Origin of the sequence: Devosia aurantiaca, assembly GCF_011058215.1 — a bacterium.
In the GTDB taxonomy this organism is placed as follows: Bacteria; Pseudomonadota; Alphaproteobacteria; order Rhizobiales; family Devosiaceae; genus Devosia; species Devosia aurantiaca.
Genome location: NZ_JAALFG010000002.1, coordinates 79,799 through 93,765 on the forward strand (window position 1 = coordinate 79,799; position 13,967 = coordinate 93,765).

General features: G+C 62.0%; 18 protein-coding genes and 1 pseudogene. 11 read left to right on the plus strand and 8 right to left on the minus strand.

From position 1 onward, the window contains the following. Nucleotides 1-11: 11 nt before the first annotated feature. Nucleotides 12-1,234 (minus strand): annotated as a pseudogene (locus G5575_RS07830) (MFS transporter). A gap of 122 nt (nt 1,235-1,356) precedes the next feature. Between G5575_RS07830 and G5575_RS07835 the strand changes: the two are divergent. Continuing rightward, nucleotides 1,357-1,752: a pseudouridine synthase gene (locus G5575_RS07835; RefSeq protein WP_207633064.1), complete on the plus strand. Its 396-nt coding sequence runs from the start codon at nt 1,357-1,359 to the stop codon at nt 1,750-1,752. Between the two features lie 133 nt (nt 1,753-1,885). On the opposite strand, the gene G5575_RS07840 is transcribed toward G5575_RS07835, so the two are convergent. Together G5575_RS07840 and ruvX are read right to left on the minus strand one after the other, a co-directional pair. Next, nucleotides 1,886-2,293 carry a VOC family protein gene (locus G5575_RS07840; RefSeq protein ID WP_207633065.1) on the minus strand — a complete coding sequence of 136 codons (408 nt, stop codon included), beginning with the start codon at nt 2,291-2,293 and terminating at the stop codon, nt 1,886-1,888. Nucleotides 2,294-2,459: 166 nt separating this feature from the next. After that, the gene (ruvX, locus tag G5575_RS07845) at nt 2,460-2,915 is read right to left on the minus strand and encodes a Holliday junction resolvase RuvX (protein ID WP_164533851.1); all 456 of its coding nucleotides are present in this window, start codon (nt 2,913-2,915) and stop codon (nt 2,460-2,462) included. A 351-nt stretch (nt 2,916-3,266) separates the two neighbouring features. Here ruvX and G5575_RS07850 point away from each other — a divergent pair, with 351 nt between their 5' ends. The 7 genes from G5575_RS07850 to G5575_RS07880 all read left to right on the plus strand — a co-directional run bounded on the left by G5575_RS07850 (nt 3,267) and on the right by G5575_RS07880 (nt 7,582). After that, complete coding sequence (locus G5575_RS07850; RefSeq protein ID WP_235935885.1) at nt 3,267-3,743, plus strand: DUF2442 domain-containing protein; 477 nt, start codon at nt 3,267-3,269, stop codon at nt 3,741-3,743. Continuing rightward, nucleotides 3,740-4,309: a hypothetical protein gene (locus tag G5575_RS07855; RefSeq protein ID WP_164533853.1), complete on the plus strand. Its 570-nt coding sequence runs from the start codon at nt 3,740-3,742 to the stop codon at nt 4,307-4,309. The genes G5575_RS07850 and G5575_RS07855 overlap by 4 nt, the downstream gene beginning before the upstream one ends. A gap of 35 nt (nt 4,310-4,344) precedes the next feature. Further along, nucleotides 4,345-4,632 (plus strand): Asp-tRNA(Asn)/Glu-tRNA(Gln) amidotransferase subunit GatC, encoded by a 288-nt coding sequence (gene gatC / locus G5575_RS07860; RefSeq protein ID WP_164533854.1) that lies wholly within the window; start codon nt 4,345-4,347, stop codon nt 4,630-4,632. After that, complete coding sequence (locus G5575_RS07865; RefSeq protein WP_164533855.1) at nt 4,633-5,115, plus strand: GNAT family N-acetyltransferase; 483 nt, start codon at nt 4,633-4,635, stop codon at nt 5,113-5,115. Continuing rightward, nucleotides 5,112-5,651 carry a hypothetical protein gene (locus G5575_RS07870; protein WP_164533856.1) on the plus strand — a complete coding sequence of 180 codons (540 nt, stop codon included), beginning with the start codon at nt 5,112-5,114 and terminating at the stop codon, nt 5,649-5,651. The genes G5575_RS07865 and G5575_RS07870 overlap by 4 nt, the downstream gene beginning before the upstream one ends. Nucleotides 5,652-5,659: 8 nt before the next feature. Further along, nucleotides 5,660-7,144 carry an Asp-tRNA(Asn)/Glu-tRNA(Gln) amidotransferase subunit GatA gene (gene gatA, locus G5575_RS07875; protein WP_164533857.1) on the plus strand — a complete coding sequence of 495 codons (1,485 nt, stop codon included), beginning with the start codon at nt 5,660-5,662 and terminating at the stop codon, nt 7,142-7,144. A 120-nt stretch (nt 7,145-7,264) separates the two neighbouring features. Further along, nucleotides 7,265-7,582 (plus strand): hypothetical protein, encoded by a 318-nt coding sequence (locus G5575_RS07880; RefSeq protein ID WP_164533858.1) that lies wholly within the window; start codon nt 7,265-7,267, stop codon nt 7,580-7,582. Here the strand turns inward: G5575_RS07880 and G5575_RS07885 are convergent. Beyond that, nucleotides 7,569-8,228 (minus strand): DUF998 domain-containing protein, encoded by a 660-nt coding sequence (locus G5575_RS07885; protein WP_164533859.1) that lies wholly within the window; start codon nt 8,226-8,228, stop codon nt 7,569-7,571. The genes G5575_RS07880 and G5575_RS07885 overlap by 14 nt on opposite strands. 115 nt (nt 8,229-8,343) lie before the next feature. Here G5575_RS07885 and G5575_RS07890 point away from each other — a divergent pair, with 115 nt between their 5' ends. The 3 genes from G5575_RS07890 to gatB all read left to right on the plus strand — a co-directional run bounded on the left by G5575_RS07890 (nt 8,344) and on the right by gatB (nt 10,758). Further along, a complete protein-coding gene (locus G5575_RS07890) occupies nt 8,344-8,658 on the plus strand; it encodes a chorismate mutase (protein ID WP_164533860.1) in 315 nt (104 codons plus the stop codon). 10 nt (nt 8,659-8,668) lie between these two features. After that, nucleotides 8,669-9,178, plus strand: coding sequence for a GNAT family N-acetyltransferase (locus tag G5575_RS07895; protein WP_164533861.1), 510 nt, complete (start codon nt 8,669-8,671; stop codon nt 9,176-9,178). An 80-nt stretch (nt 9,179-9,258) separates the two neighbouring features. Continuing rightward, nucleotides 9,259-10,758, plus strand: coding sequence for an Asp-tRNA(Asn)/Glu-tRNA(Gln) amidotransferase subunit GatB (gene gatB / locus G5575_RS07900; RefSeq protein WP_164533862.1), 1,500 nt, complete (start codon nt 9,259-9,261; stop codon nt 10,756-10,758). 195 nt (nt 10,759-10,953) lie between these two features. Here the strand turns inward: gatB and G5575_RS07905 are convergent, their stop codons facing one another. The 4 genes from G5575_RS07905 to purM all read right to left on the minus strand — a co-directional run bounded on the left by G5575_RS07905 (nt 10,954) and on the right by purM (nt 13,868). Continuing rightward, nucleotides 10,954-11,163: a hypothetical protein gene (locus G5575_RS07905; RefSeq protein WP_164533863.1), complete on the minus strand. Its 210-nt coding sequence runs from the start codon at nt 11,161-11,163 to the stop codon at nt 10,954-10,956. Between the two features lie 47 nt (nt 11,164-11,210). Further along, entirely contained in the window at nt 11,211-12,101 is an 891-nt protein-coding gene (locus tag G5575_RS07910; RefSeq protein WP_164533864.1) for a DMT family transporter, read from the minus strand. Between the two features lie 97 nt (nt 12,102-12,198). Continuing rightward, the gene (purN, locus tag G5575_RS07915; protein ID WP_207633067.1) at nt 12,199-12,750 is read right to left on the minus strand and encodes a phosphoribosylglycinamide formyltransferase; all 552 of its coding nucleotides are present in this window, start codon (nt 12,748-12,750) and stop codon (nt 12,199-12,201) included. 44 nt (nt 12,751-12,794) lie between these two features. Beyond that, a complete protein-coding gene (gene purM / locus G5575_RS07920; RefSeq protein WP_164533866.1) occupies nt 12,795-13,868 on the minus strand; it encodes a phosphoribosylformylglycinamidine cyclo-ligase in 1,074 nt (357 codons plus the stop codon). Nucleotides 13,869-13,967 lie beyond the last annotated feature (99 nt).

Consider the following 13,967-nt stretch of genomic DNA (forward strand, 5'->3'; position numbering starts at 1 on the left):
GTTGTTACCGCTTACGCCGGCAGTGCATCTGCCGGCGGTTCGCTCTGCGTCTTGGGCGGGAAGGCCAGCGCCAGGGCCGCGCCGGCAAGTCCGACACCGGCGGAAGCCACATAGAGCCAGTGGTAGTCGCCAAAGGTGTCATAGAGATAGCCGCCGCCCACCGGACCGAAAGCCATGCCGATCGATGAAGTCATGGTGATGCCCCCAGCACCGTCCCCATGACATTGGGTCCGAAATAGTCGCGAGCCAGCACCGAATAGAGCGGCATGACGCCGCCATAAACCAGCCCCAGCACCAAGGCCAGCAAGTAGAAATGCGGCAACTGGCTGACATAGATATAGCTGTAGATGCCGATGGCCTGGAGCGCGAGGCCGCCAACGATCACGCGTTTGACGCCGATCCGGTCGGCCAGAAGTCCGAAGAAGACGCGCCCGAAAAGCCCCGCGACGCCCTCGACACTATAGATGCTCGCCGCCGCCAGCGCCGAGGCGCCGCACAGCATGGCATAGCTAACGGTGTGAAAGATCGGTCCGGAATGAGCCGCGCAGCAAAGAAAGAACACGCCGGCCAGGACGAAGAACTGCGGAGTGCGGAAGATCGCGCCCATATTGGTGGGCCTTGGTTCAGCGGGCACCACATCGCTGGCGGGGCTCGGCGCTTCCGCCAAGGCAGCAGGCGCGCGGCGGATCAGGAAGGCAGCCGGGATGATCAAGGCGGTGGCGACGACGGCCGTCATCAGCATCGATTGCCGCCAGCCGTAATTCGCAATCAGTACGGTCGCAAGCGGCGTGATGATCATCGGCGCGATGCCGCCGCCGAGCGACACCAGCGAAACGGCAAGGCTGCGATGCTTGTCGAACCATCCTAGCGTCGTTGCGATCAGCGGCGCAAAGAATGCACCACCTGCAGCACCCACCAGCCCGCCATAGGCGATCTGAAAGACCAGGATGTCGTTGGCCCGGCTCGCAACGAAGAGCCCGAGCCCCAGGATCACCGCGGCGATCAGCACGACGGGGCGGGCGCCGATGCGGTCGGTCAACGTGCCCCAGAGGAAGCCGGCCACGCCCATGACGATGAAGCCGACGGTCATGGCTCCGGAAATGCCGGCGCGCGACCACCCGGTGTCATCGGCCATGGGCTGAAGATAAACGGGCAGGGCGAACATCGCGCCCATGGCAAGACAGGTGATCACAGCCCCCGCCGCAACGATCACCCAACCGTAATTGCGTTCCATTTGGAGCTCTCCTCCTCGCAGGTTCTCGCTGCCCGACGAATGGAGCGCCGCTGTTTCGACACTGACAAGCTTTTCTTTTGCAGCCGGCTCGCCCAAAAGAGCCAGTCACCTCCGGATCGATGATGTCGCGCCTTATCCTCTTCAACAAACCCTATGGCGTCCTCACCCAATTCACCGGTGAGCCGGGAGATCGCACCCTGGCCGAATTTATCAAGGTGCCGGGCGTCTACGCGGCCGGCCGGCTCGACAAGGACAGCGAGGGCCTTCTGGTAATGACGGATGACGGACGCCTGCAGGCGCAGATTTCGTCGCCCAAGTTCAACAAGGAAAAGACCTACCTGGTGCAGGTCGAGGGCATACCGGACCCTGCGCAGTTGGCACAGCTGCGCAAGGGCGTCGAACTCAAGGATGGCATGACGCGCCCCGCCAAGGCTACCGTTATCGAACCACCCGCCCTGTGGGACCGTGACCCCCGGTGCGCTTCCGCAAGAGCGTGCCCGACAGCTGGATCCGGCTGACCATCACCGAGGGTCGCAATCGCCAGGTGCGTCGGATGACGGCGGCCGTCGGCGTGCCGACGCTCCGGCTGGTGCGCTGGTCAGTCGGCGATTGGACGCTGGACGGTCTGCAACCTGGCGCGTGGCGGGACGCCTAGGCTTTCACCGACTGTCCGATTGCCCAGGTGACGCCGAAGGGATCGATCAGCTGACCGTAGATGTCGCCCCAGAATTCGGTCTTTAGCGGCTGCGCGATTGTGCAACCCGCGCCTACCGCTCGATCCCACCACATTTGCGCATCGTCGACGTGGATGTGAAGGTTGAAGCCCTGCGCCGCCACGGACTTGAACCCGTAATCCGGGAAGAAGTCCGACAAAAATATCGGGCTGCCATTGATGTCGATCTGCGCGTGCATCAGCTTGTCTGAACCTTCCGCCGGCATGCTCGCGCTCTTCGCGCCGAACGCCTGCTTGTAGAAAGCAATCGCCTCGCGTGCGCCATCGACATTGATGTACGGGGTGACGCCAGATTTTGGACGATACTCGCTCATGAAATCCTCCATGTCTCGGCTAGCCTAGCGCTCTCATTTGTGTGCGGCAACTGGAAGTCATCCGAGCCGTTGCCCGGAGCGTAACCACAAAGGCGCAGACCACGCCGTCCCTTGGAATCGACGCTTCGGTTCTTCTTGGCGCCGTTCTCGCTGTCGGTATCGACCGCTACCGTCGACGCTAGCTGTTCCGCAGACGATCCAGTGCGCCCTGAAGGATGTAGCTCGCCGCCAGCTTGTCCACCACTTCGGCGCGCCGATCGCGCCGAAGATCAGCCTCGATCATCATCCGCGTCACCGCCGAGGTCGAAAGCCGCTCGTCCCAGAACGCAATCGGCAGGCCGACCTTCGGCGCGAGATTGCGCGCAAAAGCCCGCGTCGACTGCACCCGTGGCCCCTCTGAGCCATCCATATTAAGCGGCAGCCCCAGGATAACCGCCACCACATAATTCTGTCCGATTAGCTCGACAATCCGTTCCGCATCCTGCGTAAACTTGGTACGCTTGATCGTCTCGAGCGGCGTCGCCGAATAGCGCATGGCATCGGACACCGCGACACCAATGGTCTTGGTGCCAAGGTCGAGCCCGATGATGCGGCCGGACGGGGGAATGTTGGCAAGGGGGTTGTCGTTGTTCAAAGAACCGCCTACTTAAGGAGAACAAAACAAGATCAAATCTACGTAGTAACACCAATAGTGCTACTACCATCTGGAATCATACGATTTCAGTTGAAATAGTGCGTTGGGCGCACTATTTGGGAGAGGGTCATTGGCAACTTTGGTGAGACTTACGAGGAGTAGGATCAGAATGTTTGCCGATGATCACCGCCCCCCGCACTTTCACGTATGGACGCCGGACGGGGAGGTATTCAGTGGCTATCGATGGATTAAGCATAATGGCAGGAGACATTGATAGACGCGATCTGCAGGAGGCTCTCGAATGGGCGTCCCAGAACTTGGAACTTTTACAGCAGTACTGGGTAGAACTGAATGACCGGAAGTGAACGTGTGGTGGTGGGGCGACGGTTTCCACGCATAGCAGCCGTTCGGTTCATCAAGGATCGGCTGGTGGAAGTTGACTGGGCCGACGGTAATCGGCAGATGATCGATATCAGCCCGGCGATCTTGGGTCATCGCCACTTTGTGCGGCTTCGTAATGATCCAAATTTATTTGCCGCGCTTAAAGTCAGCGAGACATCTGACTCTTTAATTTGGCCAACTGGCGAAGAGCTTTCGGCAGATTGGCTTGAGGAGTTGGCGCCTCTCGCGCTCGATAACGCGGAATTCCGCGACGCCATGGATGAACTGCGGTTTTCATTGGATGGTATGGCCGCTCGCCTAGGTGTCGCTCGGCGGCTGATCGCTGAATACCGCAAGGACAAACCGATTCCGCCAGCGATTGCTATGGCAACGCGTTTTCTGGTGCAACGACATCGCGGCTTGGAACAGCATGGCGAGACGCCTTGAAGCTCACTTGGTTTGGCGATCGCAGCTTCCGTTTTCACCTCGGTGGTCAGATCGTTGTGGTCGAGGCGGACTCGGCTCCCCACCAGGTCGACCGCGCCGAACTGACCAGTGGAGCCGATGTGTTGGTTGGCTTCGACACTGCTTTGCCGAGTGCCGATACCCTCACATGGCGGCCGCGGGCGCCGCAAAGGTTGCTCGATGCGGGTGCGGACCTGCGCCCAGCGGACATCGTGTCGGTCGGCGACGGATCGATCCTGATCGATGCGGAAGACGAGCGTCCGCTTCTGATCCTCACGTCGAGCATTGGGGCACTCGGTCGCTGGGCGGGAAAAGCCGTGATCATTTTGGTCGGCCGTGACCTTGGCGGTCGCGCTGTCCAGCTGGTCGAGTCTTTCGCACCGCCCCTGATCGCATTGGCCGGATCCGAGCCCGAGATCGATGCCGCTTTGCCGTCCTTCGCGACAGGCGCGATAATACCGGCCTTGTCGCCCTCGAGCCCGGCCTTGCCGTCGAAGTCTGACCTTCGGCCGCCATTTTCATTGTCTTTTGCCCGAGCGCATTGCTAGAACGCCAAAAGCCACGCCTTTGCCTTGAGTTTGCCATGTCCGTCGATGCCGCCACCGTCAAGCGTATCGGGCGCCTTGCCCGCATCCGCATCGAGGAGGGCGAAGTCGCCGGCTACCAGGATGAACTCAATGCCATTCTCGGTTTTGTCGAGCAGCTGAGCGAAGTCGATGTCACCGGAGTCGACGCCATGACCTCGGTCACGCCGATGCAGCTGCGGCGGCGCGACGATGTGGTGAGCGATGGCGGCTATGCCGAGAAAATCGTCGGCAACGCGCCGCTTACCGAAGACAATTTCTTCATGGTGCCGAAGGTCGTCGAGTAAATGGCCGTCACCATTGCGGTCGAAACGCCGCTCCAGGACGATGTCCGAGCTTTGGTCGAGCGCCTCAACGATCACCTCTTGCCACTCTCGCCACTGGAATTTCAGTTTAAGATGACGGTCGAGCAGATGGCCGACAGCGAGACCACGCTCTTCGTGGCGCGCGACGAGAGCGGCAAGGCCGTTGGCATGGGTGCGTTAAAGCAGCACGGTCCCGAACTTGGCGAAGTCAAACGCATGTATACTGTACCCGAAGTTCGCGGACAGCGAGTCGGGCGGCAGCTGCTGGAACGCATCGTCGACCTCGCGCGCCAGCGCAATTTGCCAATTGTCATGCTGGAAACCGGAACCGGCGACGGCATGGCGGAAGCGCACCGCCTTTACACCCGCTACGGTTTCATGCCGCGCGGACCCTTTCTCGATTACCCGGATAGTGAATGGTCCGCATTCTTTGAAATGCCGATCAAGGTGGAGCAGGACGCATGAGAAACATTCTGGCGACGTCGATGTTGCTGCTCGCGACCGGTGCCGTGTGCGCTGATCAGTATGATGCCGTCTATGTTTCTGATCCGGTCGTGTGCGAGCGGGCAAAGACCGAAAGCGTGCGCGATGTGCTTTTCGATCTGAGCGCGGCGGCCGTGTCGCCGCGCGTCGGCATCTGGATGGGTGAGCTCGACTGCATCCTCAACGATGTTCGCATGAACCCGTCCAATTGGGGCGAGGTCGAAGAAGTCTACGCGACGGCGCGCTGTGATGGTCCTTATCGCGCCTTCATCGATCCGGTTGCGATCACCTCGGACTCGAGCAACATCAATCTGGCCTGGGGCGACCAGGAAGGGGAGCCGCCCGCAAGCGTTGAAATCCTCTCGGTGCTGCATGGCGAGTCGACGGATGCTGAGCGCGACCCCGAAAGCTATGCCGGCGTCTATACGATCTGCGAAGGGCTGACGGCGGCCGACTTCCTTTTGCCGATGCGACCAACTGACCGGCTGCATGATCTGCGCCTGCCAAAGCATAAGTGAGTTTTCTGTTGACTGACCTGACCAAGCTGAGCCTCGCAGACGCCCGCAAGGGGCTTACCGAAAAAAGCTTCACCGCGCTTGAGCTGACCGACGCCTACCTTGGCGCGATTGAGGCCGCCAATCCGTCGCTCAACGCTTATGTCGCCGTGACCGCCGACCAGGCGCGCGACATGGCCAGAGCCAGCGACGCAAAGCTCGCGCAAGGGCAGGGTGGCCCGCTCGAGGGCGTGCCGCTTGGCATCAAGGATTTGTTCGCGACCAAGGGCGTGCATACCCAGGCAGCGAGCCACATTCTCGATGGCTTCAAGCCGGAATACGAATCGAGCGTCACCGCCAATCTCTGGCGCGATGGCGCCGTCATGCTGGGCAAGCTCAACATGGACGAGTTTGCCATGGGCTCGTCAAACGAGACCTCCTATTACGGGCCCGTCGTCAGCCCGTTTCGCGCCGAAGGCAGCAATGCCAATCTGGTGCCTGGGGGCTCCTCCGGTGGTTCTGCCGCTGCGGTTTCGGCATGGCTGTGTGCGGGTGCGACCGCGACCGACACGGGCGGCTCGATCCGCCAGCCGGCGGCGTTTACCGGTACTGTCGGCATCAAGCCCACCTATGGCCGCTGCTCGCGGTGGGGCACCGTCGCCTTTGCGTCCTCGCTCGACCAAGCCGGCCCGATCGCCCGCACGGTTGAAGATGCGGCCATCATGATGACGTCGATGTCCGGGTTCGATCCCAAGGATTCGACCAGCGTCGACCTGCCGGTGCCGGACTTTGCGGCGGCCGTCGAGCGCGGCGTCAAGGGTCTCACCATCGGCGTTCCCAAGGAATACCGGATGGATGGCATGCCGGCCGAGATCGAGCGGCTTTGGACCGAAGGCCTCGAATGGCTTAAAGCCGAAGGCGCGACCGTCAAGGGCATCTCGCTGCCCCACACCAAATACGCTCTCCCAGCCTATTATATCGTGGCTCCTGCTGAAGCCTCGTCCAACCTCGCGCGATACGATGGCGTCAAATACGGCCTGCGCGTTTCGGGCAAAGACATCACGGACATGTATGAGCTGACCCGCGCCGCCGGTTTCGGCCGCGAGGTGAAGCGTCGCATCATGATCGGCACCTATGTGCTGAGCGCTGGCTATTTCGACGCCTATTACGTCAAGGCACAAAAGGTCCGCACGCTGATCAAGAAGGATTTCGAAGACGCCTTTAACAGCGGTGTCGACGCGATCCTGACCCCGGCGACGCCATCGGCGGCCTTTGGCATCGGTGACGAGGCTTTGGCGGCGGATCCCGTGGCCATGTATCTCAACGACGTCTTCACCGTCACGGTGAACATGGCAGGCCTGCCGGGCATCGCGGTGCCTGCGGGCAAGGACGCCGCTGGACTGCCGCTGGGGCTGCAGCTGATCGGCAAGCCATTCGACGAAGAAACGCTGTTTGCCGCGGCGCGCGTCATAGAAAAGAGCGCCGGTGGCGACTTCGCGCCTAAGCGCTGGTGGTAATCACGAGGGGCGGCGGCGCTTGCTTGCGCTGCCGATCCGCACTATTTGCGCCTTATGCACAAACTAAAACTGGTAGTGACGCGCCCCGTTGCCGCGTCCGGGCCAACAGGAAATCTGCCGATGGCCATTGATCTTTTCTCCTCGCTCGACTGGTCCGAGCCGCCCAAGGATATGAGTAAGCCGCTGCAGGCGCTCTGGTGGCTCAAGAAAGGCGAGTTCCGCATCGGGCCGGAATGGGAAAAGGCGCACAACATCGTCCAGTCCATGGAAGGCGTGCAGGCCTTCGACTGGGTCCATGCCCTGATGCACTGGATCGAAGCCGACATGGGCAATGCCGATTACTGGTACCGCCGCGCTGGCAAGCGCCGCGCTACCGCCAGCGTTTCCGCCGAATGGGAACATATCGCGGCAGCTTTGAGCGACGTCACGCGCCACTGACAGCACGGCCGAGCGGCCCGGGCTTGCGATAAAGCGTGATGCCGACGCAGACGAACCAGATCGTCTGCGGCCAGACCGCGAGCCGCTCCATGCTGCCGCGCCCAAAGGGCAAGCCGCCCAAAGCGTGCCCCAGGCCGGACAACAGGATCACAAATCCCGTCAGCACAGTCCAGAAGGCTAGCCTCGGTCGCAGGTCCCGCAATACCCAAGCGAGCAACACGAAGCCGACGCCGGGCGCCGCAATGGCGATTACTGCACCAATGACGTGGATCAGCATGTAGTCGTCGAGCGGAAAGGCGCCGACCATCATCGCGCCGACCCCGCCCACTGCGATCAGGAACAGCGCCGTCGACGCCAGGCCGCCGGTGGGCCAGAGGTGGCGGGTCAGCCAGATGCCGGCGATGCTGAGCAGGCCATGCATGATGATGCCGATGTTGAACAGCAGATGCAGCGGCGAGCACACCGGATCGCTGCCGCCTGACGTCGCGATAGACCAGACCTGGCAGCTCGAAACGCCCAGAAGGCTGATGTCGTAGAGGAAGATGTCGTAGCCAGGGGAAAAGAGCTGCGTCACGAACTGCGCGGGAAAAAACAAGACGGTCAGCATCATCATGCAGACCGCCCCAATTCGTATGCTGTCCCCCATCAAACTCTCCCTGTTCGCCGCTAAAATGCCTCAAGGGCGAGCTGCGTTCCGCGGGTTGAAATCGCCAGACGGGCAGTGCACACCACAGTCACCCAAATCGTCGAGGATCGATCCCGTGACCGCTGCAAAAATGCCCGCACACTGCCAGAGCAAGGAAGATGTCCGCGCCGAGATCGACCGGATTGATCAGGCGCTGCTGACCCTGTTTGCGGAGCGGCACGCCTATGTGACGCGCATGGCCGAGATCAAAACCGATCCGCATGAGGCCCACGATCCGGTGCGGATCGAGGCCGTGATCAAGAAGGTGCGGGAGCGCAGTTTGGACCTTGATCTCGACGAGGATCAGGCCGAACTTATCTGGCGAACCCTGATCGATTGGAACATCAATTACGAGAAGGGCATCATCGCTGCGCGGCGCCGCGCCAGGTAGGAGCCAAACCATGTTGAGCATCCGGATACGCAAAGCGACCATCTCCGATGCTCCCCGAATGGCGGCAATTGCCTTCGATGCCTGGTCGACCGGCATCCTGCCGATCCTGACGCCGCGCCCCGGCCAGCGCGACCGGGAGCGCCAGCGCCTGTCGCAGGCCGTCGGCGCCGGCTGGCCGGACTCCATCGTTGCCGACATGCAGGGCATCGTCATCGGCTGGTGCTCACGCGCCAAGGGCCGCAATTACATTCCCTACCTCTTCGTCGAGCACGACATGCAAGGCCACGGCATCGGGGCCATGCTGCTCAACCGTATGGAAGCGATGCTGGAGCTCGAAGGCGCCGAGCGCATCCATCTCGAAACACCCGCAGACCACGTGCGAGCGGTGCGCTTCTATGAGCGGCAGGGCTACAAGATCCTCGCGATGAAGCCCGATGGCCGCGGTCACCATCCACTGATGAGCGTGCATCTCGAAAAGCGCCTCTCGCCCTTTGTCGGCGATATCGGCGACGACGACTGAAGCACGTCCGAACCGTTGCATCATGGGGGCAAGGCGGCTAAGCACATAGCCAGTTTGCATGTGTCTTTCAGGACTGCCCAGTGACCCTCGTCGATACCCGCACCCCCGACAAGAAACGCCTGATCTCCGGCTCGACCGGCGATTGGGAAGTGATCATCGGCATGGAAGTGCACGCGCAAGTCACCAGCGAGTCGAAGCTTTTCTCCGGCTCCTCGACCGCCTTCGGCAATCCTCCCAATTCCAATGTCAGCTTCGTCGATGCGGCCATGCCCGGCATGCTGCCCACCATCAACGAGGAATGCGTCCGCCAGGCCGTTCGCACCGGCCTGGGCCTCAAGGCGCAGATCAACAAACGCTCGGTCTTTGACCGCAAGAACTACTTTTATCCCGATCTGCCGCAGGGCTATCAGATCTCGCAGTTCAAGGACCCCATCGTCGGCGAGGGCAAGATCCTGCTATCGGTCGATGGCGAGGAGATCGAGATCGGCATCGAGCGTCTCCACCTCGAACAGGATGCCGGCAAGTCGATCCACGACCAGCACCCGAACATGAGCTTCGTCGACCTCAACCGCTCCGGCGTGGCGCTGATGGAAATCGTCTCAAAGCCCGACCTGCGCTCGTCCGAAGAGGCCAAGGCCTATCTTGGCAAGCTGCGCACGATCCTGCGCTATCTGGGCACCTGCGACGGCAACATGGAGCAGGGCTCGATGCGCGCCGACGTCAACGTCTCAGTGCGCAAGCCCGGTGGCGAGTTCGGCACGCGCTGCGAAATCAAGAACGTCAATTCCATTCGCTTTGCCGGCCAGGCGATCGAGTATGAAGCGCGCCGCCAGATCGACATTCTCGAGGATGGCGGCTCGATCGATCAGGAAACCCGCCTGTTCGACCCCAAGAACGGCGAAACGCGCTCCATGCGCTCCAAGGAAGAAGCGCACGATTACCGCTACTTCCCCGACCCCGATCTGCTGCCGCTCGAATTCGACGACGCCTTCATCGCCTCGCTGGCCGAGAACCTGCCGGAACTGCCGGACGAAAAGCAGCAGCGCTTTGTGCGCGACTATGGCGTCACCGCATACGACGCCCACGTGCTGACGCTGGATCGCGAAACTGCCGACTATTTCGAAGCCTGCGTTGCCCATGGCGGCAGCAAGCGCGACGGCAAGGCCGTCGCCAATATCCTCAATGCCGACGTCGCCGCCTTCGCCAATAGCCAGGGTCTCGCCGTCTGGGAAACGCACCTGCAGCCAGCCCAGATCGCAGGACTTGTCGACCTCATCGCCAGCGGCACGATTTCGTCAAAGGGCGGCAAGGACGTGCTGCAGATCATGATCGCCGAAGAGCCCGAAGGCGACCCGGCGGAGATCGTGGAACGCCGCGGCCTTAAGCAGGTCACCGACCTTGGCGCCATCGAGAAGATCGTCGACGAGATCATCGCCGCCAATCCGGACCAGGTCGCCAAGGTTCTCGCCAAGCCGACCATGATCGGCTGGTTTGTCGGTCAGGCGATGAAGGCTTCGGGCGGCAAGGCCAACCCGCAGGCCCTCAACGACCTAATGAAGCGCAAGCTTGGTATTGAGTAAGCGCTAGGGCGCCGGGTCGCGGCTCGGCTCGGGGGCAGGTCCGGGTCGACGGGCAGATCGGGATCCTGCTCGCGCCGCAATGGCGTCGAGTGGGGGTTGTCCGTATCTTCCGTCGGCAAATGCACCGGCATGGTGGGCGCATGATCGAGTGGCAGTTCCCGGTTTTCGGGGCGGCGTTCCAGATGATCGCGCATCTCAAACCTCCCGCGGTGGCAGTTCGTGCCCTGGCTCAGGCTCGATCTCCGGCACCACCGGATCAGGATCTTCGACCGGCTGATCGGGCGTCGGAACTTCAGCCGGCTGGGGCGGAATGGGATCAACCGGTTGTGGCTGGGGTGGCTCGGGCTGCGGCGTGATCTCGGGCACCGGGCGCGGGTCGATGTCGGGCGTCGTGGGTTCGGGCATGATGGACCTCCTCCCATCTGAACGGGAGGAGGGTGCGATCGTTCCGGTTAGGCAGGCGAGCGGCGCCAGACCTGGCGAATGCGCCCGTCGATAAACAGCAGCCCGAAAAAGATCACCAGCATCCCCAAAAGCTGGATCGGCAGGATTGTTTCGCCCAGCACGGTGACGCCGATGATCAGCGCCGAGATCGGCGCGATAAACGTGGTCGTGGCAAAGTTGGTGGCACCGACGCGAGGCAGAATGCGGTACATAATCTGGAAGGTGAAAGCCGTCGACAGCAAGCCGATGGCAAGCGCCGCACCGTAGGTTTCCGGCCGCGTCATCACCGGCACCCCTTCGGTAAGAAAGGCCAGCGGAACGGCGACAACAGCAGCTCCCGTCAGCGCCATCGAGGCAAACGCCGTCGGCTCGATATGCTTGTACGACCGTGTGATGTTGAGCGACAGCGCGTAGCAAAGCGTGGCGCTAAGGCAGGCCGCGATCGCCCAGGCAGCCGAAGTGCCGCCGCCGCTCAATGCAGGCGACACAAGGATTGCCGCTCCCACGAAACCGATGGCCACGCCGGTGAATTTTGTCGGTGTCGACTTTTCCCCGCCGATCCAGAAATGCGAAATGACCGCGGTGACCATGGGCGTCAACGCGTTGATGATCGCCGCAATGCCACTGGCAAGATGCGCCTGCGCCAGCGGAAACAGCGCGAACGGAATGGCGTAGGCAATAACGCCAAGGCCTGCCAACTGCAGCCAGAGCTTGGGATCGCGCGGCACCGGTTTCTTTAAGGCCAGCATCACCAGCCAGCAGCCAAGGGCACCGATGGACACACGAAGTGCCGTCACCCAGGTCGGGCCGATCTCACGAATAAGGATGGCGTTGAAGACAAAAGAGCATCCCCAGATCGCACCGAGAAGGATGATCCAGAACCAGTCGCGCAGACTCATGGCAGGCCTCAAGCAGAAGAGGCCGCACGCTACGCCCGGGGAGAACAGAGGTCGAACCGATTTTGACGATGGCCCGCATCAATTGCGGTGATGGACGCTAGTGAAGCGTCGCCGGTATCCTGGCCATGCCATTGGCCAGCATGCGCAGGGCCTCGGGATAGATCCGGTGTTCTTCGACCAGGACGCGCGCCGAAAGCGTTGCGGCCGTATCGCCAGCCAGTACCGGAACCTTGGCCTGCAGAATCACCGGTCCCTCATCGAGACCGGGCGTCACGAAATGGACGCTGCAACCATGCTCGGTGGCGCCGTCGGCAAGAGCCCGTTCGTGAGTATGGAGACCTTTGTAGGTCGGCAGCAGGGAAGGGTGGATGTTGATCATCCGCCCCAGCCAGTGATCGACGAAACTTTCGTCGAGAATTCGCATGAAGCCGGCGAGGCACACAATGTCCGTGCCCCAGCTCTCAAGGATCTGGGTCATCGTGTCTTCGAACATTTCCCGGATCGGAAACTTGCTCTGCGCCAGCGAGGCCGTGGCGATGCCATGCGACGCGGCAATGTCGAGCCCGGGCGCCGCCGCCTTGTTGGACAAAACGCCGACGATTTCGGCCGGATAGTCCGGTGCCTTGGCGGCCTCAATGAGCGCGGACATGTTGGATCCGCGCCCGGAAATAAGGATCGCGACCTTTGCCTTCTTCACAGCGCCAGCGCGCCGCGGAAGGTCACCGGCTCGCCGCTGCGTTCGGTCAGTCGCCCGACAATGGCGGCCTGTTCGCCCGACTGGACGAGGCTCGCAACCAGCGCCTCGGCATCTTCCGGGGCAACGGCGACCAGCATGCCCACGCCGCAATTGAACGTGCGCAGCATTTCGCGCTCGCTCATGCCGCCCACCTTGCTCAGCCAGCCGAAGACCGGTGGCACGGTGATGGCCGAAAGATCGACATCGGCTGCCAGGTCATCGGGTAGCACGCGAGGTATATTGTCGATAAAGCCGCCGCCGGTGATGTGCGCCATGGCTTTGATGCCGAGCCCGGCCTTGAGCGCTGCGAGCAGTGGCTTGACGTAAATGCGCGTCGGCTCGAGCAGCGCTTCGGCCAGCGAAGCCTCGGTAAACGGCGCCTTGTTCGTCCAGGCCAGGCCCGAGAGTTCGACGATCTTGCGCACCAGCGAATAGCCGTTGGAATGCACACCCGACGAGGCGATCGCGACCAGCGTGTCGCCAGCCGCGATATCCTTGCGTGGCAGGAGGTTTTCGCGCTCCGCGGCGCCGACGGCAAAGCCGGCAAGATCATAGTCATTGCCGTGATACATGCCCGGCATCTCAGCCGTTTCGCCGCCGATCAGGGCGCAGCCGGCGAGGCGGCAACCATCGGCAATGCCGGTAACGATTGCCGTGCCCTGCGCCACATCGAGCTTGCCGGTGGCGAAGTAATCGAGAAAGAACAGCGGCTCGGCGCCCTGGACGATCAGGTCGTTGACACACATGGCGACAAGGTCCTGGCCGATCGTGTCGTGCTTGCCCGTGTCGATCGCGATCTTGAGCTTGGTGCCGACACCGTCATTGGCCGCGACCAAGACGGGATCCTTGAAGCCGGCGGCCTTGAGGTCGAATAGCCCACCGAAGCCACCGATCTCGCCATCTGCGCCGGGACGGCGGGTGGAGCGCACCGCCGGCTTGATCGCTTCGACAAGTGCATTTCCCGCATCGATGTCGACGCCAGCCTGCTTGTACGACAGCCCGTTTGATGGCAGGTGTGATGCGTCCGACATGAGCCTCTTGCCATGCTGGGGATTGCGGGCGAAAGCTGACGCGCGCGACCCGGGTTGATTGAGCTTTTCGGTGCTGGCCGTTATGCGGCCTGATAGCTT

Bases quoted from the DNA above. Each gene is read 5' to 3' on its own strand.
- G5575_RS07835 (WP_207633064.1), top strand. From the start codon at position 1,357: ATGTCGCGCCTTATCCTCTTCAACAAACCCTATGGCGTCCTCACCCAA.
- G5575_RS07840 (WP_207633065.1), bottom strand. From the start codon at position 2,293: ATGGAGGATTTCATGAGCGAGTATCGTCCAAAATCTGGCGTCACCCCG.
- G5575_RS07850 (WP_235935885.1), top strand. From the start codon at position 3,267: ATGACCGGAAGTGAACGTGTGGTGGTGGGGCGACGGTTTCCACGCATA.
- gatC (WP_164533854.1), top strand. From the start codon at position 4,345: ATGTCCGTCGATGCCGCCACCGTCAAGCGTATCGGGCGCCTTGCCCGC.
- G5575_RS07865 (WP_164533855.1), top strand. From the start codon at position 4,633: ATGGCCGTCACCATTGCGGTCGAAACGCCGCTCCAGGACGATGTCCGA.
- G5575_RS07870 (WP_164533856.1), top strand. From the start codon at position 5,112: ATGAGAAACATTCTGGCGACGTCGATGTTGCTGCTCGCGACCGGTGCC.
- G5575_RS07880 (WP_164533858.1), top strand. From the start codon at position 7,265: ATGGCCATTGATCTTTTCTCCTCGCTCGACTGGTCCGAGCCGCCCAAG.
- G5575_RS07885 (WP_164533859.1), bottom strand. From the start codon at position 8,228: ATGGGGGACAGCATACGAATTGGGGCGGTCTGCATGATGATGCTGACC.
- G5575_RS07895 (WP_164533861.1), top strand. From the start codon at position 8,669: ATGTTGAGCATCCGGATACGCAAAGCGACCATCTCCGATGCTCCCCGA.
- G5575_RS07905 (WP_164533863.1), bottom strand. From the start codon at position 11,163: ATGCCCGAACCCACGACGCCCGACATCGACCCGCGCCCGGTGCCCGAG.
- G5575_RS07910 (WP_164533864.1), bottom strand. From the start codon at position 12,101: ATGAGTCTGCGCGACTGGTTCTGGATCATCCTTCTCGGTGCGATCTGG.
- purN (WP_207633067.1), bottom strand. From the start codon at position 12,750: ATGTCCGCGCTCATTGAGGCCGCCAAGGCACCGGACTATCCGGCCGAA.
- purM (WP_164533866.1), bottom strand. From the start codon at position 13,868: ATGTCGGACGCATCACACCTGCCATCAAACGGGCTGTCGTACAAGCAG.